The organism is Enterococcus olivae, from assembly GCF_053760925.1.
In genome coordinates this window covers 25,867-49,774 of the sequence record NZ_JBSMVT010000008.1, presented here as the reverse complement: position 1 = coordinate 49,774, position 23,908 = coordinate 25,867, and the positions used below count along the sequence as shown (strand labels likewise).

Annotated in this window: 23 protein-coding genes and 1 pseudogene; 22 read left to right on the top strand and 2 right to left on the bottom strand. The window is 40.7% G+C overall.

Features of this window, described 5'->3' with window-relative positions; translation table 11 throughout:
• Nucleotides 1-45: 45 nt before the first annotated feature.
• From ACWODM_RS07210 to ACWODM_RS07190, 5 genes are all read left to right on the top strand, one after another.
• Entirely contained in the window at nucleotides 46-435 is a 390-nt protein-coding gene (locus ACWODM_RS07210) for a DUF6157 family protein (RefSeq protein ID WP_455320698.1), read from the top strand.
• Nucleotides 436-578: 143 nt separating this feature from the next.
• On the top strand, nucleotides 579-1,238 hold the full coding sequence (locus ACWODM_RS07205) for a response regulator transcription factor (RefSeq protein ID WP_455320697.1): 660 nt from the start codon (nucleotides 579-581) through the stop codon (nucleotides 1,236-1,238).
• Nucleotides 1,235-2,812, top strand: coding sequence for an ATP-binding protein (locus ACWODM_RS07200; RefSeq protein WP_455320696.1), 1,578 nt, complete (start codon nucleotides 1,235-1,237; stop codon nucleotides 2,810-2,812). Before ACWODM_RS07205 ends, ACWODM_RS07200 begins: the two co-directional genes overlap by 4 nt.
• The gene (locus tag ACWODM_RS07195) at nucleotides 2,809-3,657 is read left to right on the top strand and encodes an ATP-binding cassette domain-containing protein (protein ID WP_455320695.1); all 849 of its coding nucleotides are present in this window, start codon (nucleotides 2,809-2,811) and stop codon (nucleotides 3,655-3,657) included. Before ACWODM_RS07200 ends, ACWODM_RS07195 begins: the two co-directional genes overlap by 4 nt.
• Before the next feature lies 1 nt (nucleotide 3,658).
• Nucleotides 3,659-4,411 carry an ABC transporter permease gene (locus ACWODM_RS07190; protein ID WP_455320694.1) on the top strand — a complete coding sequence of 251 codons (753 nt, stop codon included), beginning with the start codon at nucleotides 3,659-3,661 and terminating at the stop codon, nucleotides 4,409-4,411.
• A gap of 72 nt (nucleotides 4,412-4,483) precedes the next feature.
• Here the strand turns inward: ACWODM_RS07190 and ACWODM_RS07185 are convergent, their stop codons facing one another.
• The gene (locus tag ACWODM_RS07185) at nucleotides 4,484-5,587 is read right to left on the bottom strand and encodes an NAD(P)/FAD-dependent oxidoreductase (protein WP_455320693.1); all 1,104 of its coding nucleotides are present in this window, start codon (nucleotides 5,585-5,587) and stop codon (nucleotides 4,484-4,486) included.
• 291 nt (nucleotides 5,588-5,878) lie between these two features.
• On the opposite strand from ACWODM_RS07185, the gene ACWODM_RS07180 reads away from it, so the two are divergent.
• The 6 genes and pseudogenes from ACWODM_RS07180 to ACWODM_RS07155 all read left to right on the top strand — a co-directional run bounded on the left by ACWODM_RS07180 (nucleotide 5,879) and on the right by ACWODM_RS07155 (nucleotide 12,381).
• Nucleotides 5,879-6,526 carry a GntR family transcriptional regulator gene (locus tag ACWODM_RS07180; RefSeq protein ID WP_455320692.1) on the top strand — a complete coding sequence of 216 codons (648 nt, stop codon included), beginning with the start codon at nucleotides 5,879-5,881 and terminating at the stop codon, nucleotides 6,524-6,526.
• A 666-nt stretch (nucleotides 6,527-7,192) separates the two neighbouring features.
• The gene (locus ACWODM_RS07175; RefSeq protein ID WP_455320691.1) at nucleotides 7,193-8,410 is read left to right on the top strand and encodes a quaternary amine ABC transporter ATP-binding protein; all 1,218 of its coding nucleotides are present in this window, start codon (nucleotides 7,193-7,195) and stop codon (nucleotides 8,408-8,410) included.
• A pseudogene (locus ACWODM_RS07170) lies at nucleotides 8,403-10,189 on the top strand (ABC transporter permease/substrate binding protein). The gene ACWODM_RS07175 and the pseudogene ACWODM_RS07170 overlap by 8 nt, the downstream one beginning before the upstream one ends.
• 144 nt (nucleotides 10,190-10,333) lie before the next feature.
• The gene (locus tag ACWODM_RS07165; protein WP_455320690.1) at nucleotides 10,334-10,531 is read left to right on the top strand and encodes a glycine betaine ABC transporter substrate-binding protein; all 198 of its coding nucleotides are present in this window, start codon (nucleotides 10,334-10,336) and stop codon (nucleotides 10,529-10,531) included.
• 28 nt (nucleotides 10,532-10,559) lie between these two features.
• On the top strand, nucleotides 10,560-11,444 hold the full coding sequence (locus ACWODM_RS07160; protein ID WP_455320689.1) for a glycine betaine ABC transporter substrate-binding protein: 885 nt from the start codon (nucleotides 10,560-10,562) through the stop codon (nucleotides 11,442-11,444).
• Between the two features lie 97 nt (nucleotides 11,445-11,541).
• Complete coding sequence (locus tag ACWODM_RS07155) at nucleotides 11,542-12,381, top strand: glycine betaine ABC transporter substrate-binding protein (protein WP_455320774.1); 840 nt, start codon at nucleotides 11,542-11,544, stop codon at nucleotides 12,379-12,381.
• Nucleotides 12,382-12,408: 27 nt separating this feature from the next.
• Here ACWODM_RS07155 and rnhC read toward each other — a convergent pair whose 3' ends face one another.
• On the bottom strand, nucleotides 12,409-13,332 hold the full coding sequence (rnhC, locus tag ACWODM_RS07150; protein ID WP_455320688.1) for a ribonuclease HIII: 924 nt from the start codon (nucleotides 13,330-13,332) through the stop codon (nucleotides 12,409-12,411).
• A gap of 317 nt (nucleotides 13,333-13,649) precedes the next feature.
• Between rnhC and zapA the strand changes: the two genes are divergently transcribed.
• From zapA to ACWODM_RS07095, 11 genes are all read left to right on the top strand, one after another.
• Entirely contained in the window at nucleotides 13,650-14,090 is a 441-nt protein-coding gene (gene zapA, locus ACWODM_RS07145; RefSeq protein WP_455320687.1) for a cell division protein ZapA, read from the top strand.
• Nucleotides 14,091-14,106: 16 nt separating this feature from the next.
• A complete protein-coding gene (locus ACWODM_RS07140) occupies nucleotides 14,107-14,652 on the top strand; it encodes a CvpA family protein (protein ID WP_455320686.1) in 546 nt (181 codons plus the stop codon).
• Nucleotides 14,653-14,745: 93 nt separating this feature from the next.
• Nucleotides 14,746-17,112, top strand: a complete 2,367-nt coding sequence (locus ACWODM_RS07135) for an endonuclease MutS2 (RefSeq protein ID WP_455320685.1) — start codon at nucleotides 14,746-14,748, stop codon at nucleotides 17,110-17,112.
• Between the two features lie 93 nt (nucleotides 17,113-17,205).
• Entirely contained in the window at nucleotides 17,206-17,520 is a 315-nt protein-coding gene (gene trxA, locus ACWODM_RS07130; protein ID WP_455320684.1) for a thioredoxin, read from the top strand.
• 67 nt (nucleotides 17,521-17,587) lie between these two features.
• Nucleotides 17,588-18,025, top strand: coding sequence for an ASCH domain-containing protein (locus ACWODM_RS07125; protein WP_455320683.1), 438 nt, complete (start codon nucleotides 17,588-17,590; stop codon nucleotides 18,023-18,025).
• 385 nt (nucleotides 18,026-18,410) lie between these two features.
• A complete protein-coding gene (locus ACWODM_RS07120; RefSeq protein WP_455320682.1) occupies nucleotides 18,411-18,602 on the top strand; it encodes a hypothetical protein in 192 nt (63 codons plus the stop codon).
• Between the two features lie 100 nt (nucleotides 18,603-18,702).
• Nucleotides 18,703-20,487 carry an excinuclease ABC subunit UvrC gene (gene uvrC, locus ACWODM_RS07115; protein WP_455320681.1) on the top strand — a complete coding sequence of 595 codons (1,785 nt, stop codon included), beginning with the start codon at nucleotides 18,703-18,705 and terminating at the stop codon, nucleotides 20,485-20,487.
• Between the two features lie 117 nt (nucleotides 20,488-20,604).
• On the top strand, nucleotides 20,605-20,934 hold the full coding sequence (locus ACWODM_RS07110; RefSeq protein WP_455320680.1) for a PadR family transcriptional regulator: 330 nt from the start codon (nucleotides 20,605-20,607) through the stop codon (nucleotides 20,932-20,934).
• Nucleotides 20,931-21,602, top strand: coding sequence for a DUF2812 domain-containing protein (locus ACWODM_RS07105; RefSeq protein WP_455320679.1), 672 nt, complete (start codon nucleotides 20,931-20,933; stop codon nucleotides 21,600-21,602). The genes ACWODM_RS07110 and ACWODM_RS07105 overlap by 4 nt, the downstream gene beginning before the upstream one ends.
• Before the next feature lie 70 nt (nucleotides 21,603-21,672).
• Entirely contained in the window at nucleotides 21,673-22,572 is a 900-nt protein-coding gene (locus ACWODM_RS07100) for an ABC transporter ATP-binding protein (protein WP_455320678.1), read from the top strand.
• Entirely contained in the window at nucleotides 22,565-23,818 is a 1,254-nt protein-coding gene (locus ACWODM_RS07095) for an ABC transporter permease (protein WP_455320677.1), read from the top strand. The genes ACWODM_RS07100 and ACWODM_RS07095 overlap by 8 nt, the downstream gene beginning before the upstream one ends.
• Nucleotides 23,819-23,908: the final 90 nt, after the last annotated feature.

Genomic DNA, 23,908 nt, shown 5'->3' with positions numbered 1-23,908 from the left:
ATTTTTGCTATAGTAGAGATAGGTGAAGAAAGGACGTGATTTCCCATGAAAATCCATACGACCAATTATTATGATACCTTTATTGAAGTTCCTGAAGATTGTCCAATCACTACTGCAGAATTGCCTCCTGTCAGAAAAAATGCAACGGTTGCTAGAAAGCAGTACGAGTTGCTTGTAGGAAATCCTTACCATTTTACTTCGGATGATGTTCTTTATGCTACCACCGCAGAACACAAAGGGATCAGCAGAGAACTATTTTTCTCTAAAGGGCAGGCTTGTTTTCGTGCCTCGCCGTTAGTCAAACGTTATGGCTGGGGAATCCACTGCGATGAAAAAGGAAAGATTGCGCTGTATGCATTAGAATCATCAGAATATCAACAATTTGTCGAAGACGACTCATTGACTCATATTCGTTCACTTCGATGGAAAAAATAGTTTTTTAGCCATGTCCCAAAGTACATGGCTTTTTTCATGCAGACAAACAGGACAAAAGATAAAATGAGCACCCCTTCAATTCATCCCCTATTCATATCAAATTCACAGCGGTCATGTTTACTAAAGAGGGAGGAGGAATCCTTATGATACGTGTTTTATATTTAGAAGATGAGGAAACGATTCGAGAAGTAGTATGTGAGTATTTAGCACTTGAAAATTATCACGTTGAAGTGGCTGTTAATGGAAAAGAGGCGCGGCAGCTGATTCAAAGCCAAATTTTTGATGTGGCGATTTTAGATATTATGGTCCCTTTTATTTCAGGTTTGGATATTTTGGAACAACTGGTTCAGCTGCAGCCGCATTGTGGCACGATCATGTTGACTGCACTTGGGGACGAACATAGTCAATTGGAAGCCTTCAATCGACTGGCAGATGATTATATCATCAAACCTTTTTCGCCTATCCTATTGCTCAAGCGCATTCAATCGGTTCTCCGTCGTACAAAAAGTGAGGCGCCTATTCAACAAGGTCTGGATGTAAAAAAGGAAAACTTCCAAGTTTACTACGATCAAGCATCTTTGCAGCTGACGGTGACCGAATTTTTGATTTTTGAAGCAATGTACCAGCATCCTCAACGTGTTTACACTAGAGAGCACCTATTGGAAATCATTGCACCTGATGACTTTATGGTCAGCGATCGAGTCATTGATGCCCATATCAAAAACTTACGCAAAAAATTACCGTTTGATGTGATCAAAACGGTGATTGGTGTGGGTTACTGCTACGAGGAGGTGCCGCAATGACGCTTACAAAAAAAACAGCGATCTATACAGCACTAACGACTTTGTTCATGGGCTTATTGATCATTAGCTACTTTATGTGGATGCTACCGGGCTTATACGCAAGCTATAAAACGGATCAATACATTGAAACGCTAGAAGATGTCCATCGTCGTTTTATGGAAGGAAAAACCTTTGGCGAGGACTATCAATTGACGGACAACTTTGTGATAACCAGTGTCAAATTCCCAGCTGAAGGAGAGAAGATACAAGTTTCCACTCCTTATGTTTCACTGGATCTTCTTCTGAAAGATCCTGAGCTATCCAATATGTATCATCAGATCCGAGCAGGCTTCGAAGCGGTTGAGACGGAAAAAGAAATGGAAGAACTGTTTGCTTCACTGGATTTTGAACCTTTGAAAGAACGAGTAGTAGCCGCTTATCAGCCGATTAGTCAGGGATTGGTCGAGCTACAAAATATTGAGACCTATCCATTTGAGATGATACAAGACTCAGAGACGGCAGAATTTTATCTGACTTCAGACGACATCATCATTGCTGGTGGAACGATCGAACAAAATGTGAATAGCTATGCTAGCTATTACGCCTTAAAGGAAGACAAAGGGGATCTTTATTTAACTTTTTCTTCAGCAATGACACCGAAATTGACGGAATTAATGCCGATCGTTGCCCAAAGTATTCCGATGATCGTCTCTGTTTTGATCGTCCTTTCGTGTCTGATTGCCTATTGGTTTAGCCGTAAGCTGGCGCGACCGGTTGAAATGCTGGCTAGTCAGGCACAAACTCGAGAGGAGACGAAGGGACAAGTATTTCACCAACCTAATACAGGGGATGAATTTGAAGTGTTGGAAAATGCGCTGAACAACATGCATATGGATCTTCAAAATAATTTGCAGCAGCTACATCAGAAAAATCACGAATTGGAAGCGATGAATCAAAAGCAACGTCTTCTGCTTACCAACGCTTCTCATCAGCTGAAAACACCAATCGCTGCCGCAGCTTTGCTCGTAGAAAGCATGAGCCAAAAAGTAGGGAAATTTAAGGACACGCCCAAATACTTACCTGCCGTTTATAAAGAACTTCAAAAAATGCAAGAAATCGTTCAACAGCTGATGTTTCTTTTTGAAGAGCAGGAAAGAGAAGTCATTAAATCAATAGCTGTCGACAACTTGATCAAAAGAAGCTGGGCAAATCATGAGGAAAAGAGCCAGCAAAGAGGATTGAAAACAGACTTTCAGCTGATACCTGTCACGATTGAGACCGAAGAAAACTTGTTCTTTTCTATTGTCGACAATCTTTTACAAAATGCTGTTAAGTACACACCTGTAAAGCATTCAGTGGTGATTATTTTGACCGGAACCTCCTTGACGATCATTAGTGAGCAGGCTCGCATCTCAGAAGAACTGCTTGAACATATTCGAGAACCCTTCGTACGGGATTCTGCGGAAGAAGAAGCTGGTACTGGGCTCGGGTTGTATTTGGTCGATCGGTTTTCCGAACTGCTAGGAATGGTGACAGTCATAGAAAATACCGAACGAGGTGTAGAAGCACGAATAGAATGGAGTGAAGAAACATGATGACGATTGAGCAATTAAAAGTTGTTTATCCGGCAACGGTAGCACTAGATATTCGAGAACCCCTTGAGATCAAGGCGACAGACCGGATTGGTATTATCGGTTCTAACGGGGCGGGGAAAACAACGTTGATCAAAGCTTGTCTAGGATTGATCAAGTATCAAGGCAAAATCAGTTCTCAGATAAAGCCTGAAGAGATGGCTGTCCATTTGCAATTCAATCATTATGTAGACACTGTCAGTTGTAAGGTCATTTTGGAAGCTATTTTGGCAACTAGTTACAAAACCAATGAGCGTTTACAAGAACTCGTGGGATTCTTTGATTTCGAGAACAATCTCAGGAAAAAATTCAAAGATTTATCTGGCGGTCAAAAACAACGGTTCACCTTGATCTTGGTTTTGATGCAAGACGCACCGATCACCTTTTTTGATGAAGTGACGACTGGTCTGGATTTCGAGACCCGTAGTGCGCTGATTCAAAAGATCTTGGAATGGTATGAAGATAAGCAGTCTGCCATTTTATTCGTTACTCACTATTACCAGGAATTGGAAAAATTGACGAATAAATTATTGATCCTTCATGAAGGGAAAGTGATCGCCTTTGATTCACATCGCGTATTGTTTAAGAAATATTGTGGTCATTCAGTCATTACTTTTGATGAAGAGGAACAGCTAGAGCTGACAGGCTACCGACAACTTCTTGCTCCGAAGAATACTGTAGCGATCGCCTGTGACGATCAGAAACAAGAGCTTACTTTGACAAGACTCTTGATCGAGAAGGGAATGAATTTCAAACGAAGCAACCAGGACATTGAATTGCTGGCTTTGAATGCGATTGGAGGCAATTAAAATGAAACGTTATGTAAAATATGAATTATTGAATTCATTGGGAAACTTCTTTTCGATCCTTTTTGGGATCATCTTTCCCATTCTAATGACTTTGTTGTTTTACTTTATTTATAAGGAACAGATTCCAGAAGAAGGCATTGGCGTATTTAGCACACAATTGTTTGTGACCAATCTGCTGATTTCTCCTTTGGCAGTTATCTTTATTGGCTTTGCAGCCCTGTTTTCTCAGGAGGTTGAAAAGGAGGTCACTGTGCGGATGTCCCTTTTTGGATATACGGAAAGGAAACAAATGCAAGCCAAATTTTTGGCACAGCTCATCATGTCCAGTTTGTCGGTCAGTATTTATGTTGCCGCAGTCACCCCTTTTTTGACCTTGCCGAAACCTAGTACTTTTGGCTTGCTCGTCTTTGTTGCAAGCATCTGTATCTTAAGTTTCAGTTTGTTTCTAGCAGCTTACGGAATCTCCTTGCTGATGAGAAAATTCAGTACAACCTTTGGAACAGTCATGTCTGTGTATTTTCTGATCATGATCTTATCAGGAATGATGGGAATCCAAACGAATCAGCTACCTCAAGCTGTTCAGGTAGTCGCTAAGCTCTTGCCAACGACTCATATGGTTCAGGACATCCCCAAACTTTGGGAAAAGACTCGTTACAATTTGATGCCGATGATTCAATCTATCTTATTTTTACTGGCTGTTTCTGTGATTCTTTATTATCTGGGAATCCAATCGAAAAAAAGAACACTTAAATAAAAAAAGTTTCAGTTGAAGCGCCCCCAAACGTTAGCTTTTTTGGTCTAACGTTTGGGGGACGCTTTTTTATGACTATTTATGCACATACAAATCGATTGGTTTCTGGTAATGAGTCGTTTCCCAATTTTGCGTGTTGAAATACTGTGCGAGCAGGTAACCAATGTAAGGCCCTGTGGTTAAACCTGAGGAACCCAAGCCACTAGCAACGACTAGAGACGGATCATCCTCCAGAGGACCAAAAAATGGAGCAAAATCTGACGTATAGGCACGAGTTCCGATCAAATATTCGGGTGACAGTTGCTGAAAAAACGTGGGATCCTTTAAAAAGTGTCGGGTTCCATCTACCAGCTGATGAAAAGCTTCTTCTGTCGGTCTTAGATCCCACATTCCTTCGTTCTCATGGGTGGCACCAAGTAACATTTTTCCACCTTGGAAGGGGATGAGGTCTGCTTCGCCATCCAACATGACGACCGGCCAGTCACCACTGTTCTTCAGAGGAGTCTCAAAAGATAGTAGTTGGCCTTTTTGGGGACGGATATCGACAATATAGCCCAAGGGTTCCAACAAAGGTTTGACAAAAGGTCCGGAGGTAAAAGCCACTTGATCCACAAGGAATGTTTGATTTTGAGTCTGAATCTGCCACTGTTCAGCCTGACGTGTGACGACTGCTTTTTCTTTCACAACCGTTACACCATGCTGCTGTGCTTGTTGATAGGCTTTCTTCAAATAGGACCGCCCATTCAAGCGACCGCCACCAGAAACATACAAGGAGGTATGTTCTCTTAATAGAGGCAGTCTTTCCGCTGTTTCTTCTGGAGACAACAAACGAATCTCTCCAATCTCAGGAGCGTCTAGTTTTCTTTCTTCAGCTAGTTCAGCCAGTGAAAGCAAACTACTTTCTTCTCTTAACAGTAAGGTACCGCAGGCCGAATAGATCGATGAATCGAGTGCCAGATCTTGGATTAGTTGAGGGAAAAAAGCTGCCCCGTCTTTGGCAAGCTGATACCATTTTTTATTGCGACGTTTGGAGAGCCAAGGAGAGATGATCCCTGCACTGGCTCCAGTAGCCTGTCCAATCCCTTCATCAAACAAAGTCACCTCAAATTTTTCGGTATTTAGATAGTTGGCGAGGGTAGCACCGATGATGCCACCGCCAATGATTGCTATTTTTTTCATGAAGTCTTCCTTTCTGCATGTGTCCATATAAAAAGAGTATAATAGAAGGCTCAAGAGAAATTCAAGAAGAAAGATACCTCACGAAGCTTGTTCGTCAGCTGTTGTGAGACCATTGATTTGAAATAAGAGGGATGCAGACTTTCTTCAATAGCGTGGTCTCATTCCTCGCCCAATCGACTGTAAATAATAGTAACAGACCAGTGTTTCTTTTTTCGAAAATAAAACAGCTTCTTGTTTTCTTCTTAAAAGATGTGATACTATTCATTTAAAATAAGACAGGATGGTGTGGCTATGAAAAAGACGATAAAACCCAAAAAACGTGTGTCGTTGCCTCGCTACCAGCAAATGGCTGTTCAGATTGCAGAGAGAATCGTTGAAAATCGCTATAAGGTAGGGGAGAAAATCCATGCACGCTCGACACTGGCGAGTAACTTCAATGTCTCCCCAGAAACCGCGAGAAAAGCCATCAATGTATTGGTAGATTTAGAGATTATGGAAGTTCATCACGGTAGTGGCGCCTATGTAGCTTCCAGAGAAAAAGCAGAGGAATATGTTGAAAAATACAGAAACGTTCAAACGATTCAGGAAATTCGTCAGGAAATACTGGATGGTGTGGAGCGACAACAACAAGAACTCAATAATTTTTCAGAATTACTGGATATGCTGGTTAATCAAACGAGGCAAGCAAGGGATATTTCACCATTTATTCCTTATGAATTGAAATTGACTGCAGAAGCCCGTCACCTTGAGAAAAGTGTTGTAGAATTAAACATCTGGCAGGAAACAGGAGCGACGATCGTTGCGATCCAAACAGAAAGTGAATTGTTGTTGTCGCCTGGTCCCTATGCAAAGTTAAGTATTGGAAACATTGTGTACTTCATTGGAAGTGAATTGAGTTTCCAACGGATGATGAACTTCTTTTATCCAAACGAAGAGTAGGTTTCTTGTTACAGGTATGGAAACAATCGATACTACCGCTGGTTTATACGATGAAAAAAGCAGCATTGAATGAAGTTACTTAAATATGATCAGCGATTGAAGGTACTTTCCAAAACTAGGAAAGTACCTTTTGCTTCATTTCATCTATTTTGTTGTTTTTTGGCAACCATCAGCCTATGAGCTTGTGTCACAAATTGTTGAGTGAGCAAAGAAAAATCTAAGGATAGAAAAAAAGAGTTTTGAGTATTTGAGGAGTTCAAACAATACTTTGGGCACATGCCTCTTTTTGAAGACCTGAATACGTCATAAATAAAATGTAGCCAAAGCCAGGAACGAACATACATATAGAATGGAAAATTTTAAAATTGCTGCGACACTAAAAATACTATCAAAAAACAGGCAAAAGGAAGGAGCGAGACCACTTTCTTTTGCCTGTTTTTTATGAAATGGTTACTTTTTATAAGGAAATTTCAATAAAAATAGAAGTCATCTGAAGTAGTAACGCGCTAGGATTTCTGAGGGATCAAATAGATTCAAATGCAGGACAATTATGAAAATTTTGTTTTTCTTTTTTTGACAAAGTGACCATATCATGTTACGTTTAAGTGGTCACTTTGGTGAAAGTTTTCAGAAACTAAATAATTGAAAAGCAAGGAGTGTATATGTTTGAGTAAAGTTCGAGTCGAACATTTAACAAAAGTGTTTGGGAAGAAAACACAACAAGCATTAGCAATGATTCAAGAAAACAAAAGCAAGAATGAAATTGTAGACAAGACTGGTGCGACAGTCGGGGTCTATGACGCAAGTTTCGAAGTCAATGAGGGAGAGATTTTCGTTATCATGGGCTTATCAGGAAGTGGTAAGTCAACGTTGGTGCGTTTAATCAACCGCTTGATCGAACCAACTTCTGGAAATATCTATATTGATGGAGACGATGTTTCCAAGATGAATAAGGATGAATTGCGTGAAGTAAGACGACACAAAATCAACATGGTCTTCCAAAATTTCGGTTTGTTTCCACAACGGACGATTTTGGAAAATACCGAGTACGGATTAGAAGTGCGTGGCGTTGAAAAAGAAGAACGCCGTAAGCGTGCAGAACAGGCATTGGATAATTCTGGTTTACTGTCATTTAAAGATCAGTATCCGAATCAATTGTCTGGTGGGATGCAGCAGCGTGTTGGATTAGCCCGTGCATTAGCCAATGATCCAGAGATCTTGTTAATGGATGAAGCCTTCTCAGCACTGGATCCATTGATTCGTCGTGAGATGCAGGATGAATTGATTGAACTACAGAACCGTGTAGAAAAAACAATTATCTTTATCACACATGATTTGAATGAGGCACTACGAATTGGTGACCGAATCGCTTTGATGAAAGATGGACAAATCATGCAGATTGGTACCGGAGAAGAAATTCTGACCAATCCAGCGAATGAATTCGTCCGTGAATTTGTTGAAGATGTCGATCGTTCGAAAGTCTTGACCGCTGAAAACATCATGGTTCCTGCATTTACAACAAATGTTGAAATCGATGGACCAAATGTTGCATTGCAACGTATGCGTAAAGAAGAAGTAAGTATGCTACTGGCTATTGACCGTCAAAGAAAACTTAAAGGTAGTTTGACTGCTGAATCAGCAAGAGAAGCACGTAAAAAAGATTTGACTTTAAAAGAAGTCATTGATAAAAACGTCCAAAAAGTTCAAAAAGATACATTAGTATCTGACATTTTTAATTTGATCTACGATTCCCCAACACCTTTAGCAGTTGTTGACGACAAAGATCGTCTTGTGGGAGTAGTGATCCGAGGCAGTGTGATTAGTGCACTGACAGATACGAATGGAAAAGAAGATACAGAGGAAGGAGTGACTGTGAATGCTTAATTTCTTACAAACTCCAATCCCTTTAGCTGAATGGGTTTCAGATGCAACAGATTGGCTAACAAGAACATTTTCAGGTTTATTTTCATTGTTACAAACAATAGGACGTGCTTTCATGAATGGTATGACAGATGGCTTACTATTTATCCCGCCGTTAGTGATGGTCGTTTTGGTCACAGTAGCAGCGTATTTTATTGGTGGTAAAAAATGGGGACTACCTGTCTTTACCTTTATCGGTTTGTTGTTTATTTATAATCAGAATTTATGGACAGCCTTGATGAATACACTGACACTAGTTATCGTTTCTAGTCTAGTCTCAGTAATCATTGGGATTCCATTAGGTATTTTGATGTCTAAAAGTGAAAAAGCGCAGAGTATTATTACGCCTGTTCTCGATTTCATGCAAACAATGCCAGGTTTCGTTTACTTGATTCCTGCGGTTGCTTTCTTTGGGATCGGAATGGTACCAGGTGTCTTTGCTTCCGTTATTTTTGCATTGCCACCAACTGTTCGTATGACGAATCTAGGTATTCGTCAAGTACCGACAGAATTAGTCGAAGCGTCTGATTCTTTTGGTGGTACAGGTAAACAAAAACTGTTCAAGCTAGAGTTACCATTAGCTAAAGGTACGATCTTTGCTGGGATCAACCAAACGATCATGCTGGCATTGTCAATGGTAGTCATCGCGTCTATGATCGGTGCACCCGGTCTTGGACAAGGTGTCTTGTCTGCGGTACAACGTTCACAAGTAGGGAACGGTTTTGTTAATGGACTGGCATTAGTTATCTTAGCGATCATCATGGATCGTTTTACACAAAATATCAATAAAAAGAAATAAGTTCAAGAAAAGCAAGAGACAGACCATGTAGTCTACATGGTTTTGTCTGGATTTTAAAACTAGATAATGGAAGGATGGTCACATCAATGAAAAAGAAAATTTTAGGTGCAGGTATCTTGGCACTAAGTTCTGTGATGCTTTTATCAGCATGCGGAAGCAGCAATGAATCAGGTTCAAGTGATTCAGTTGATTTGGTTTATGTAGAGTGGGATACGGAGGTTGCTTCAACATCTGTTGTTTCAGAAGTTCTACGTGACATGGGTTATGAAGTAAACATGACACCATTAGATAATGCAGTCATGTGGGAAGCTGTTGCGAATGATGAAGCAGACGGCATGGTGGCTGCTTGGTTGCCAATGACCCACGAAGCACAATACGACCGATTTGCCGATCAAGTAGAGGACTTAGGTCCGAACTTGGATGGTGGAGCGAAGCTAGGTCTCGTTGTTCCTAGCTACATGGATGTAGATTCGATTGCTGATCTATCTGATCAAGCGGATCAAACGATCGTTGGTATTGACCCAGGTGCTGGTGTGGTTTCTGCTGCCGAAAATACAGTTGAAACCTATGACAACTTAGCTGACTGGAATGTGATGACTTCTTCTGGTGGCGCAATGACTGCACAATTAGGACAATCTCTTCAAAATGAAGATGAGATCATTATTACTGGTTGGTCTCCGCATTGGATGTTCTCACGCTACGACTTGAAATATCTGGAAGATCCTGAAGGAACAATGGGCGGAGAAGAAAGCATCCACACCATGGTCCGTCAAGGATTGGCTGAAGATAAGCCAGAAGTATACAGCTTGTTGGATAATTTCCAATGGGAAGTAGAAGATATTGAATCAGTGATGTTGGAGATCGAAGATGGTGTTGATCCAACACAAGCAGCAAGAAACTGGATCGAAGCAAACGAAGAGACAGTAAATAGCTGGAAAGAATAACAACAATTAAAAAGCTTGTAGGCGCATTGAGAAATCAGTCTGACTACAAGCTTTTCACTTAAAAAAGGATGGGAGAATCGTTTATGAAATTAAAAACAATGGGAATGTTGACCTTAGGTGTGTCATTTGCTTTAGCAGGGTGTAGTGATCAAGGCGCTGGCTTCCAGTCAAACTGATTTCACGGTGGCCCCATGGTTACCAGTGACTCAAGGTGCTTTGTATGAAGAATACAAGGATCAAATCGAGGATCTGGGTGTGAATTTGGAAGGTCCACAAAATGGCTTGGTCGTACCAGCCTATGTCGATATCGATTCAGTGGAAGAATTAGAACCAAGAGAATAAAAATAAAAAGGGATGTTGTAGAAAAAATATGAAAGCAAAAACAGTTGGAATGTATGCACTAGGCTTGTCGTTTATTTTAGCAGGCTGCAGTCAAGGAGAAGAAACAGCGAATCAAAGTATTGAAGAAGCTGTAGATTATACCTTCACCGGCATCGAGCCGGGATCAGGAGTTACTGAGGCAGGTCACAAGGTCATCGCAGATTATGAGAATCTAGCTGGATGGGATATGACAGAAAGCTCGATGGCAGGTATGTTGGTTGAATTGGAGCAAGCAATCAATAATGAGGAACCAATTATTGTGACTGGTTTTTCACCTCATTGGATTTTTGAAGAGTTTGACCTGAAATTTCTTGAGGATCCATTGAACTCACTTGGCGAGGCCGAAGAAATGAGATCGATCACCCGAGAAGGATTCGCAGATGACTTTCCAGGAGCCAATCAAATTATTGATAATTTTTACTGGGAAATGGAAGATATTCAGGCAGTCATGAGTGAAGCATTGGATATTCCATTTGAAGATGCAGCCCAAAATTGGGTGGACGCCAATCCAGACAAAGTAGCCGAATGGACGGAAGGCACACAAGAAGGCAATGGCGAAATGATTGAGTTGGTTGCTTTGCCGTGGGATTCTGAACGTGCACCATCCCATGTTATGAAAATCGTCTTGGAAGATCAGGGCTATGAAGTCAATCTTGTGGATGTCGAACCAGCGATCATGTTTCAGGCAATCGCTGCTGGCCAGTCAGATGCCAGCGTTTCACCTTGGTTACCGATCACTCATGCTGGCTTCTACGAGGCACACCATGAAGACATTGTTGACTTAGGAGCTAATTTAAATGATGTTCGTGTAGGAATCGTTGTTCCAAGCTACATGGATATCGATTCAATTGAAGATCTAGCACCAAGAGAATAATTTGTAAATAACTTTATTTACCCAAAACAGGAGAGGACGATTCAATATTTTAGTAAAATCGAAAAAAGCAAAAATTGGTTTATTGGCTTTAGGAACAGTGACTTTGACAGCTTGTGGTACAAGTGATCAGGAAACACAAAGCCTTGAGGAACAGGTTGACTATACGGTCATAGCGACCGAACCAGGAGCAGGTCTGACAACTCTTTCGCATCAAACGATCGAAGAGTATGACAATTTAAACGGTTGGTTTCTGCAGGAAAGTTCAACGGCCGGGATGCTGGCTGAACTGGAGCAAGCAATCAATAATGAAGAGCCAGTCATCGTTACTGCTTGGACGCCTCATTGGATTTTTGACGAGTATGATCTGAAAATATTAGAAGATCCAAAACAAACATTAGGAGGATCTGAAGAGATCCGAACGATTGCTCGTCTTGGTTTTGAAAGTGAGCTACCTAATGCCTATCAAATTTTAGATAATTTTTACTGGGAAGCAGAAGACATGCAGGCTGTCATGAAAGAGGCACAGGATATTCCTTTTGAAGAAGCGGCAGATAATTGGATTCAGGAAAACAGTGGGACTGTTGCAGAATGGACAGCTGGAGTCGATCAAGGTAACGGAGAGATGATCGAACTCGTCTCTACACCATGGGACACAGAGCGTGCCTCATCCTTTGTAGTCAAGCAAGTCTTAGAAGATCATGGCTTTGAAGTAACACTCACAGATGTCGAACCGGCAGTGATGTTCCAATCGATTGCTTCAGGTTCTTCCGATGTCAGTGTGGCCCCGTGGTTACCAAGCACACATCAAGCTTTCTATGAAAATTATGAAGGTCAATTTGTTGACATGGGACCGAACTTAGAGGGAACCTTAAATGGCTTTGTTGTTCCTGCCTATGTAGAGATCGATTCAATCGAAGACCTACAACCAAAAAATTAAATTGAAAAAGCAGTGAAATGTGTTATTTCACTGCTTTTTTGCTATTTTTTTCGCTTTTTCAGTATTGGCAAAATGTAGCTTGGCATACTTGCTTAATAGTTCCAAACCACCTTTTTCCAACAGTCTAGCAGCGATTTGATCTGATTTGTTACCAGCACCCGATGGCAAGGTCAGTCCAACCTCTTTGGATGCTTGCTCCAATTCTTCCAAAAATTGGGCACGACACAGGATCGACGCAGCCGCGACTGCTAAATGATATTGCTCGCCCTTCGTAATGAAATACAGCTGCTCTGTTACTTGAGTTTTTTCTGAGCGCAGGTATTTTCGATAATTTGCTTCGCTAGTAAATTGATCAATCAAGATGCCCTCGGGCTGTTCGGGAGCGATTTTTTGTAGTAGCAATTGGATCGCCTGATTATGAAGCGCGACTTTCATCCGAACGGCGTTGTATGTTGGCTGGATTTGATTGTATTTTTCTGGAGTCACTGTCAGTAGCTGAAAAGGGACTTGCTTTTTGATTTCCGGTGCAAGCTGTCGAATCTGCGGGTCTGTCAGCATCTTAGAATCTTTGACACCTAGCGATTTCAAAGTAGGTAAAACAGACGTTTCGGCATAGACTGCACAAACGATCAATGGACCAAAGTAGCTACCATTGCCCACTTCATCACTGCCAATAATACTTTTTTGTGAGAAACCAGCAGGCAATGTAGTTGAAGAGCTTGTTTTTGCTCCAGTACTTGTAGATGTAGTTGATTGCCATTTATTGGCCTCTGCTTCCGCATTGTTCCCCTGAAACATGACTTTCCCTGAAGTATAAGCAGTGATTGTCAGACCATTTTTTTTGGCGACAAAGCTTGTATAGGGGATTTTTTTATCTAAAAAATAGGCTTGGTAGTGAGCGGCTAACTGTTTGATCTCACTAGCTGATAATTTGATGACACGATTACTCATGATGATAAAACCTCCTGTTCATCGATTTTACCATAGAACGAAATTCTTTGAAATCTTTCTCCTTTCGATGATCCGTTGCGGCTGTTGCTCATATACAATAGCTTTTGTTTAGCAGCGTTGCACTTCGAGAAGGTCGGGCAGGTTCAAGGTGATTTCACCGTGGACAGAAGCAGTGTAGCGGTTCAGGTAAAGAGTGATTGTAAATGATAAGAGAAAGAGTTTCAAGTCTTTTTTAAATTTAAGAATCGATGGAAGAAAAAATGCTAGTTAAGTGGTATAATAGGAAAGGACTTTTCAAAAATAGGGAGCTGAAACAAGTGACAAAGCAAAAGAAACGTTTTAAAGCAGTCATTGATAACCAAACATATACGATCATCGGACAAGAGAGCTCAGAACATATGACGTTAGTAACAAAAATCGTCAATGACCAGCTGAACGAAATTAAGAACCTTTCACCACAAACGGACAGTGAGCAAGCAGCTATCTTACTAGCGGTCAATGCCATCTCAGATCAGTTGAAAAAACAAGAGCAGCTATTGAATCTGACAAAGAAAAATGAAGAGCTGCGTAAAAAAGCGATCAAGGTGACCGAGTTAGAGAATCGGATCCAACGCATCGAAGCGATCGAAGTAGAAGCAAAAGAAGTTCTTGAACGCACCGGTCGTAGTGAAGTGGCAATCAAAAATCATGTGGAAGCACAACAAATACTTAACGAAGAACGAAAACGTACAATCCAGAAAAAAGCATCACATGGATAGTAGAAAGGACGATTGAATGATTGGCTTAGTAATCTTTTTTATTCTGCTTTTCGCTTTTTATGAAGGAGCCAGAAGAGGAACGGTTCTACAGGGAATCTATTTTGTAGGCTTTTTGATTTCTTTTTTAGTAGCAAACAACTTCTATCAGGAGATCGGTAAAAAAATTGAATTATATGTGCCGTATCTATCCGTCTCACCAGATACCGAAATGGTTTTTTACAGTCAGGAAATGTCTTTTGATCTGGGAAAAACGTATTATGCAGGGGTAGCCTTTATTGGTGTCTTTGCGCTTGGTTGGTTGTTGACCAAATTTATTGGTATTCTATGCAGCAATCTTCGCTTTTACGAGCTGTTTCCTTACCAATGGCTTTTGGCAGGAGGTTTGAACGTTATCATCGTTTACACGATGGTCTTGATGATTCTGTTATTATTGACGACCATTCCGATCGGTACAGTTCAGAATATTTTTGAAAAAAGCGATGCGGCGAGCTTTATTGTAGAGAAGAGCCCCGTCTTATCGAAGCTTTTCCATAACTTATGGGTTACAGATATCATCCACTAAAAAAGATGGAGCAGCTGTATCAAACAGACAACTGCTCTGTTTTACTGCGCCCACTGTTTTTTAGTACAACGAAAAGAAATGCAGGTGAAAAAATTGAACAAACGAATTTTGGAAACATTAGAATTTAATCAAGTGAAGCAAAAAATCAGTCAATATCTGGTTACAGCTCAAGGGAAAGAAGAGCTGGGAGAACTATTGCCGGTAAACGACAGTCAGGTGATCTCCTCTTGGCTGGAAGAGACAGAAGACGGTATGAAAGCCCAACGTTTACGAGGCGGAATTCCGGTTCCTAAAATTGAAAATATTCGTCCGCATATGAAACGGATCGAAATCGGTGCCGACCTTAATGGAATAGAGTTGGCTCAGGTTTCTCGCGTGTTATCAACAACTAGCGAAGTCCAACGTTTTTTGGAAGATCTTAGAGACAGTGAGATCGAATTTCTACGTTTATATAACTGGGAACAGCAACTAACTACTTTACCAGAACTTAGCCGGCGTTTGAAAGAATCCATCGATGAGGATGGTCGGGTGACGGATGAAGCATCTCCAGAATTACGAAGCATCCGTAGCAGTATTCGACGCAGCGAACAGAATATTCGAGAAAGTCTGGATAATATCGTTCGCGGTAGCAATGCGCGTTATTTGAGTGATGCTATTGTGACCATGAGAAACGAACGCTATGTGATTCCAGTTAAGCAAGAATACCGTGGTGTGTTTGGCGGGGTCGTTCATGACCAAAGTGCTTCTGGTCAAACCTTATTTATTGAGCCACGTCAGGTCGTTGAATTGAACAACCGTCTGCGTCAGCATCAAATTGCTGAGCGAAATGAAATTGCCCGGATCTTGTCAGAGCTTTCCGCAGAATTGGTGCCTTACCGGAAAGATATTATCCACAATGCTTATGTGATCGGTAAATTTGATTTTATCAATGGGAAAGCTCGATTCGCCAAAGAATTGAAGGCTATCGTACCAGCGATCAGTGAAGAAAATCATGTGGTCTTCAAACAGGCCAGACATCCGCTGATCGATCAAGAGCAAGTTGTGGCTAATGACATTATGATCGGTCAGGAATACCAAGCCGTCGTGATCACTGGACCAAATACGGGTGGGAAAACGATCACACTCAAAACTTTGGGATTACTGCAATTGATGGGACAGGCAGGTTTGCCGATTCCGGCAGCTGAAGAAAGTCAGATGGGGATTTTTAAAGAAATTTTTGCTGATATCGGTGATGAACAATCGATCGAGCAAAGTTTATCGACCTTTTCTTCTCACATGACAAATATTGTAGCAATCTTAGACAAGGCCGACGATGAAAGTTTGGTGTTGTTCGATGAACTGGGAGCTGGAACCGATCCACAAGAAGGGGCAGCATTGGCCATTTCGATCTTAGATGAGATTGGATCCAAATCGGCTTATGTAATGGCGACGACTCACTATCCAGAATTAAAAGTCTACGGGTATAATCGCGCGAAAACAGTCAACGCCTCCATGGAATTTGATGTCGATACTTTGAGTCCGACCTATCATTTATTGATCGGTGTTCCAGGAAGAAGTAATGCTTTTGAGATCTCGAAGCGCTTAGGGTTGGATGACCATGTGATCGAGTCGGCGAAACAGATCATGGATGGTGAAAGTCAAGATTTGAATGAAATGATCGCTGATCTTGAGAATCGCCGCAAAATGACTGAGACAGAGTATTTAGAAGTTCGACAATACGTGAATGAAGCACAGCGTTTGCACAAAGAACTACAGGATGCTTATAGCTATTTCTTTGAAGAACGTGAAAAAGAATTGGCAAAAGCCCGCAAAAAGGCGAATGAGATTGTAGAAGAGGCCAAAAGAGAGTCTGAGAAAATCATTTCGGATATCCGTAAGATGCAGTTGACCAGTGGCCAGTCACGAATCAAAGAGCATGAGCTGATCGATGCTCGCTCTCGCTTGTCTGATTTGCAACAGGAAGAAAACCATTTGAAGAAAAACAAAGTCTTGAAGAAAGCCAAGGCTTCGAAAAAGTTGAAGGCTGGCGATGAAGTGTTAGTTACTTCTTATGGACAACGAGGAGAACTGATCAAGTCTATAGGCAACGGACAATGGGAAGTTCAGCTGGGGATTTTAAAAATGAAGGTCGATGAAGAAGATATCCAACCAGTTGCACCAGTCAAAGAACTTGTTCAGCGAATCGTTCATTCTGTTCGTTCAGCTGATAGTTCCCATGTTTCCAATCAACTGGATCTGCGAGGCAAACGCTACGAAGAAGCCTTGAACGAAGTCGACCAGTATTTGGATGCAGCGATTCTAGCAGGCTATCCTCAAGTGACGATCGTGCATGGAAAAGGCACGGGTGCATTGCGTCAAGGAATCATTGAGTACTTGAAAAATCATCGCAGTGTCAAAAGTTATGAATTTGCACCTGGAAATCAAGGTGGAAACGGCGCAACGATCGTAAAATTTAAATAAAAGTAAAGAGAGCTTATCAAAAGGAAGCAAGATAGTTTTCAAGTGTAATTGAAGATGCTATACTTTTGATATTGAAAATTGGAGGTTACAATAATGGCAAAAAATATTACAGATGCAACATTTGCTGAAGAAACAGATAATGGTTTAGTTTTGATTGACTTTTGGGCAACTTGGTGTGGTCCTTGCCGCATGCAAGCACCGATTTTGGAACAACTTTCAGAAACTTACGAGGAAGATGAATTTAAAGTTGTAAAAATGGATGTAGATGAAAATCCTGAAACACCATCAGAATTTGGTGTGATGAGTATTCCTACATTGATCTTGAAAAAAGATGGCGAAGTTGTAGGCAAAGCGATTGGTGTGCAAACCAAAGAACAATTGGAAGCAATGATCGCTCCACATATGTAATTTGGAGACTCGAGATGTTTCGTACATCTCGAGTTTTTTTCTGACTTTCTATAAGGAGGAGGATAGAATGGATCCTGAAACGTTTTGGAATAAATTTAGTGAACTATCTGGAATTACTGTAGCGTATCAAGCCTGGTCATTTGGAGTAGAGGCAGATGCATTGGCAGCGCTGGTTTTACAGGGAGAAAAAACGGCTACTGCTTCGGCGTATCCATTGTATGAAGTTGAAAAGGAAGCCTTACCCAAGGTTGATGAATACAGTGTGATTTTAAATTCTCAGCAAGAGGCAGTATGTATCGTCAAAAATACAAAAGTCTCAATTCGGTCTTTTGATGAAGTCAGTGAAAACCATGCCTTTAAAGAAGGCGAAGGAGACAAGTCACTCACATACTGGCGTAAGATCCATCAACAATTATTTACTGAGTGGCTCGCTGAAGCAGACTTGGTATTTACTGAAAAGATGCCAGTCGTTTGTGAAGAATTTGAAGTTGTTTATCCAGAGTAATCGGAAAAGGCGAAGCTGTATAAACAGTTTGGTCTTTTTCTTTTATGCGAGTGAAACAGAATAGATAATGAATAAAATAGTAGCGAAAGCTTACATGTAAGAGTCAATTCATTAGACAAAATAATCGTTTTCACAAAGAATGGAATAGAATTTTTTTATTTTGCTTAAGAGATACAAAAAATAAAAGCAGTCTAAAAGTGTATCGGTATAGCGTTTCTATTGAAAAAATCGACTGTAAATTGTGTTGGATAAATTATCTGAATAGCCGGAAAGTTGAATAAATTTGTGTATTTTTATGTAAAAATGAATTATAATACACTTTTAGTTCGTAGCATTGTTTAGAAAGGAGAAGCCTATGAAAAAAGTATTATGACTAGTAAGTACCTTGCTTGTTCTTACTTCTGCATTTTTCACTGTCCCAGTTTCTGCGGATACAGATGATTCGTTGCAGCAAGTATTGGACCGAGGAACGTTGATTGTTGGGACCTCTGCTGATAATCCTCCGAAAGAATATATTCGGATGATTGACGGAAGAGAGGAAATCGTAGGTTTTGATATTGATATTGCCAAAAACTAGATAAATGATTCAACGAAAGACATTCGAGTTTAGAGAAAGCTCGAATGTCTTTTTGGTATGTTATAATAAAAGGAATGAAAAAATGGAGGTTGATCGTTTTATGAATGAACGCATCAAAAATAAACTCGCCCTCTTGCCGGATCAACCGGGCTGCTACCTAATGAAGGACAAAAATGGAACAATCATTTATGTCGGCAAAGCGAAGGTTCTCAAAAACCGTGTCCGCTCTTATTTTACTGGCAGCCATGATACTAAGACTGAACGACTGGTCAGTGAAATTGAAGATTTTGAATATATCGTGACTGAATCGAATATTGAAGCCTTATTGTTGGAGATCAATTTAATCAAGAAAAATGATCCCAAATACAATATTATGCTGAAGGATGACAAGACCTATCCCTTTATCAAGATCACGAGTGAAGAATATCCTAGACTGTTGATCACCCGTAAGGTATTGAAGGATAAGGCGCTTTATTTTGGTCCATACCCTGATGTTCGAGCGGCAAACGAAACAAAGAAACTACTGGATCGTCTTTTTCCTTTAAGAAAATGCAAAGTGTTGCCAAAGGAAGTTTGTTTGTACTACCATATGGGTCAGTGTCTGGCACCCTGTGTGTTTGACATTCCGAAAGAAACCTATCAAGAAATGGTCAAAGAGATCAAGCAATTTTTAAGTGGTGGACATAGCGAGATTCAGGCAGACTTGGAAGCTAAAATGGCAGAAGCTGCCAGTGAGATGGAGTTTGAGAAAGCCGCTGAATATCGTGACCAGATCCGTGCGATCGAAACCGTTATGACTCGTCAAAAAATGACTCAAGCCGACCTAATGGACCGCGATGTCTTTGGTTATGCAGTTGACAAAGGCTGGATGTGTGTTCAGGTGTTTTTTGTTCGTCAAGGGAAACTGATCGAACGAGATGTTTCAATTTTTCCATTTTACAATGAAGCAACGGAAGATTTTTTGACTTATATTGGTCAGTTTTATCAGGAAAATGAACACTTTATCCCGAAAGAAGTCTTGATTCCGGATGACATCGATCAGGAAAGTGTTCAGGCCTTGCTAGCTACTAAGATCTTGCAGCCAAAACGTGGCGAGAAGAAAAAACTGGTGGAGTTAGCTAGTAAAAATGCACAGGTCGCTTTGTCAGAAAAATTTGATCTGATTCAGCGCAAACAAGAACGAACGATCGGAGCAGTCGAAAAACTAGGAAATGCGATGGGAATCCCTACACCTACACGAATCGAAGCCTTTGATAATTCCAATATCATGGGAACGGATCCGGTCTCTGCGATGGTTGTATTCATTGATGGAAAACCGGCAAAAAATGAGTACCGCAAATACAAGATTCGCACGGTCAAAGGCCCGGATGATTATGCTTCGATGCGAGAAGTTATTTATCGCCGGTATTCAAGAGTACTGAAAGATAATCTGCCTTTTCCGGATTTGATCCTGATTGATGGCGGAAAAGGGCAGGTCGATGTTGCTCGGGATGTGCTGGCGAACCAATTGGGGCTGGATATTCCAATTGCCGGATTGGCAAAAAACGATAAACACAAGACGAGTGAAATGCTGTTTGGTTCTGATCTTGACATTGTTCCTTTAGAAAGAAATTCATCGGAATTCTTTTTGTTGCAGCGAATCCAAGATGAAGTCCATCGCTTTGCGATTACGTTTCATCGTCAGCTAAGAAGCAAAAACAGTTTCTCTTCCCGGCTGGACAGTATCGAAGGACTCGGACCTAAACGGAAAAAATTATTATTGAAAGAATTCAAATCCCTCAAAAAAATCCAGGAGGCAACGATTGAGGAGTTAAGAGCTCATGGCTTGCCGCAAAAAGTAGCGGAGAATGTTTACGAAGAATTGCACCAGCAAACATCAGAATAATAAAGAAATTTAGAGTCGAATTAAAGTTCGGCTCTTTTTTTGTTGACAATTATCTATATCATCCGATAATATATCGTTAGGTGATATATTATCGGATGATATAGTGAGGTGAGTAAAATGGAAGAAGCATTGACCGATTCAACCTACTTGATTTTGCTGGCATTGTTAAAGCCACAGCATGGGTATGCGATTATGAAAGAAATCACTGTGTTGACAGAAGGCAATTTTGAGATCGGTCCAGCAAGTATGTATACCATTTTAAAAAAGCTCGTCAAAAATGAGTGGATTCAGTTGGAAGAAAGTTCTGATCGAAAAAAAATCTATCAGATCACACCCAAAGGAATCGTCATTTTGAAAAAAGATATTCAACGACGCAAGATTTTTTATCAAGCTGGTGAACATATGCTGGCAAAATTTGGTGAAGAGCAAGAGGAGGGGAAAGCATGAAAAAGAAATATTTGTTGACTTACGGTGCCAATTTCTATTCTGAAAAAGAGTGTCTGCGATTGGAAACTCAAGCGCGCAAAGGCTGGCGATTTATTAAAATGAACAAGCTGGGATTTCTGTCTTTTGAAAAAAGTACTCCGGAAGAAAAGCAGTTTGCAATCGATTTTTATACGGGCAGTAATACACCCGAAGAAATAGAAGAATATTTGGAAATGTACAAAGCAAGCGGCTGGGACTTTATCAGCAGCTATCAAAGCAAATATTTTTATTTTCAAGCAGAAAAAGACACAGCTAAGATCTTTTCAGACAAGACCAGCTATTGGGAACGTTTGAAAGCAGAAGAAAGCTGGAATTTCAAACGATCTTTTCGGTTGTCTGGTGTGGGACTCTTTTTGATTGCTGTTGTTTTACTTTTTCGTTATTTCAATACTTGGAATGGGCTTTTGAATGGTCTGCTAGGTGTTGGGATTACGTTTCTGTTTTTCCCTTTTTTGTGTTTACTAACGATCAAATTGATGAATGTCAGGTATCGCAATCGACAGGATTATTACAAGCAGCCTGAGAAATTTGCTAAAAAACAGCAATTCTGGAAAGACGCTTTGATCAACCTCTTGATTGGTGGCTTGGTTGGTGGCATCATCGGCTTTATATTTGGGTATTTTTCTTGATTCATACGAAATTCATAGGTATTCGGTTAACTATATAGAAGAAAGTGATTCTTCAAGAGGAGGAAGAAAGATGTTAGAAGCAAAGCAATTAGTGAAAACATTTGGCGACTACAAAGCGGTCGATGATTTGTCTTTTACAATCAAAGATGGAGAGATCATGGGACTGATTGGTCAAAATGGAGCCGGAAAAACAACGACTTTCCGCCTGATTCTAGACTTTTTAAAAGCAGATCAGGGAGAAGTTTTGTGGAACGGCAAACCCTTAGGTACTTCAGAATATGACAGCATTGGTTATTTACCAGAAGAGCGTGGCCTATATCCCAAGGTTTCGATTCAAGATCAGTTGGTTTATTTTGCAAAGCTACGGGGAAAAACGAAAAAGGAAATTGAGCCAAAGATCGATGAGTGGATGGAAAAATTCCAAGTCAAAGGTAAAAAAACTGATAAGATCAAGTCTCTTTCCAAAGGGAATCAACAGAAGGTCCAGCTAATCGCTACATTGATCCATGAACCAAAGCTGATTATTCTGGATGAACCCTTCAGTGGACTGGATCCGGTGAATGCGGAGTTACTGAAAAATGGGATCATCGAATTAAAAACTAAAGGCTCCTGTGTGATTTTCTCCAGTCATAACATGGATAATGTAGAGAAAATTTGCGATCATTTAATCATGATGCGCGATGGGCGCACTGTTCTAAATGGGAAAGTCCATGAGATCCGTGAATCCTTTGGACGGACCAAAGTCTTTTTAGATGCGGGTTTATCTAAAGCAGAAGTGGAACAAATTCAAGGCGTCGAAAAGGTCATTGAGCGAGAAAATCGTTCGTTGGATATCACGCTTTCTGATCCGGAAGCGGGAAAGAATTTATTCAGCAAAGCGACAGTCAATGGCTATATTCCAATGTTCAATCAACAACCGCCAACCTTGGAAGAAATTTTTAAACTGAAAGCAGGTGAGCTTCATGAATAAATTTTGGGTAATTGCAGGAGATGTCTACAAGAAAAACATAAAATCGTTCTCCTTCTTCATTATGTTGCTGATTCCATTCTTTATGGGGGGACTTACCTATCTTGGAGGTTATTTTGCCAGCAGATCGAACGATGTCAACACCATAGCCGTCGTTTCTGAACAACCAGAATTGGCACAATCGCTTGTAGCGATCCCCAATGATACCTTTGAACTGGAAACGGTGGACTCAGAAGAACAAGCGCAGGAAAATCTACGTCAGGAAAGCATTGATGCCTATCTGATCGTTACGGTAGAAAATGATTCTCTGAAAGGGGAATTAGTTAGTGAGAACAGCTTGGGTCAAACAACAGAATTAACGATCCAGCAAATTCTGTCAGGGATTCAAGGGACGATTCGAGCAGAGAGTTTAGGTCTGACTTCTGAAGAGGTGACCAGCTTGAGCCAACCTGCGACACTGGCAAGACAAAAAGTCAGCTTTAATGATCAAGGGGAAATGGTGACTGGAGAAGACAACAGTGCCGTCCAGTATATTATCAGTTTTGGTGGAACGATCATTTTATTCGTCTTTATCATTACCTATGCAGGGATCATTGCTCAGGAGATTGCTTCAGAAAAAGGGACCCGTATCATGGAGGTTATTCTTTCCAGTACTCGTGCGCAAACCCATTTTTATGGAAAATTGACGGGTATCTTGCTAGTTGCTCTGACACAAATCGTCGTTTATGCGATCGCATTTGTCGTAAGCTATCAATGGATCAAAGATATGGAGATTATTCAAAGCTTTGTCAACAATGTCTCACTACAAGCTATTTTGGGAAATTTCCTACTATTTACTGTTATTTTTACACTGCTAGGAATTTTGATCTATGCAGTTTTAGCGGCACTTTGCGGCTCACTGGTCAACAAAGCAGAAGACACCTCCAAAGTGATTCTTCCGGTCACCTATTTGGCTCTGGCAGGCTATATGCTGGGGATTTTACTTGGAGCAATGGATCCGAACAATGTGATTATCCGGATCACGTCCTACATCCCATTCCTATCTTCGTACATCATGCCGATCCGTCTGGCAAATGAAACAGTTGGTTTGGGTGGGGCGATGGTCTCGGTTGCAATTTTGGCAGTGACTACTTTGCTAATGACTTTAGGCTGTGCCAAAATGTATAAATCCAATGTACTGGTCTACAATGACAACGGGATTTTCGCGACATTAAAACAGTCTTTCCGTTTGATGAAGAGTCAGAAGTAAAGAATCTATTGCAAAAACAGATCTGTTTCCAGGTCTGTTTTTGTTTTTCCTAAAAATCGATTCTTTGGTACAATGATACTAAGAATGTGA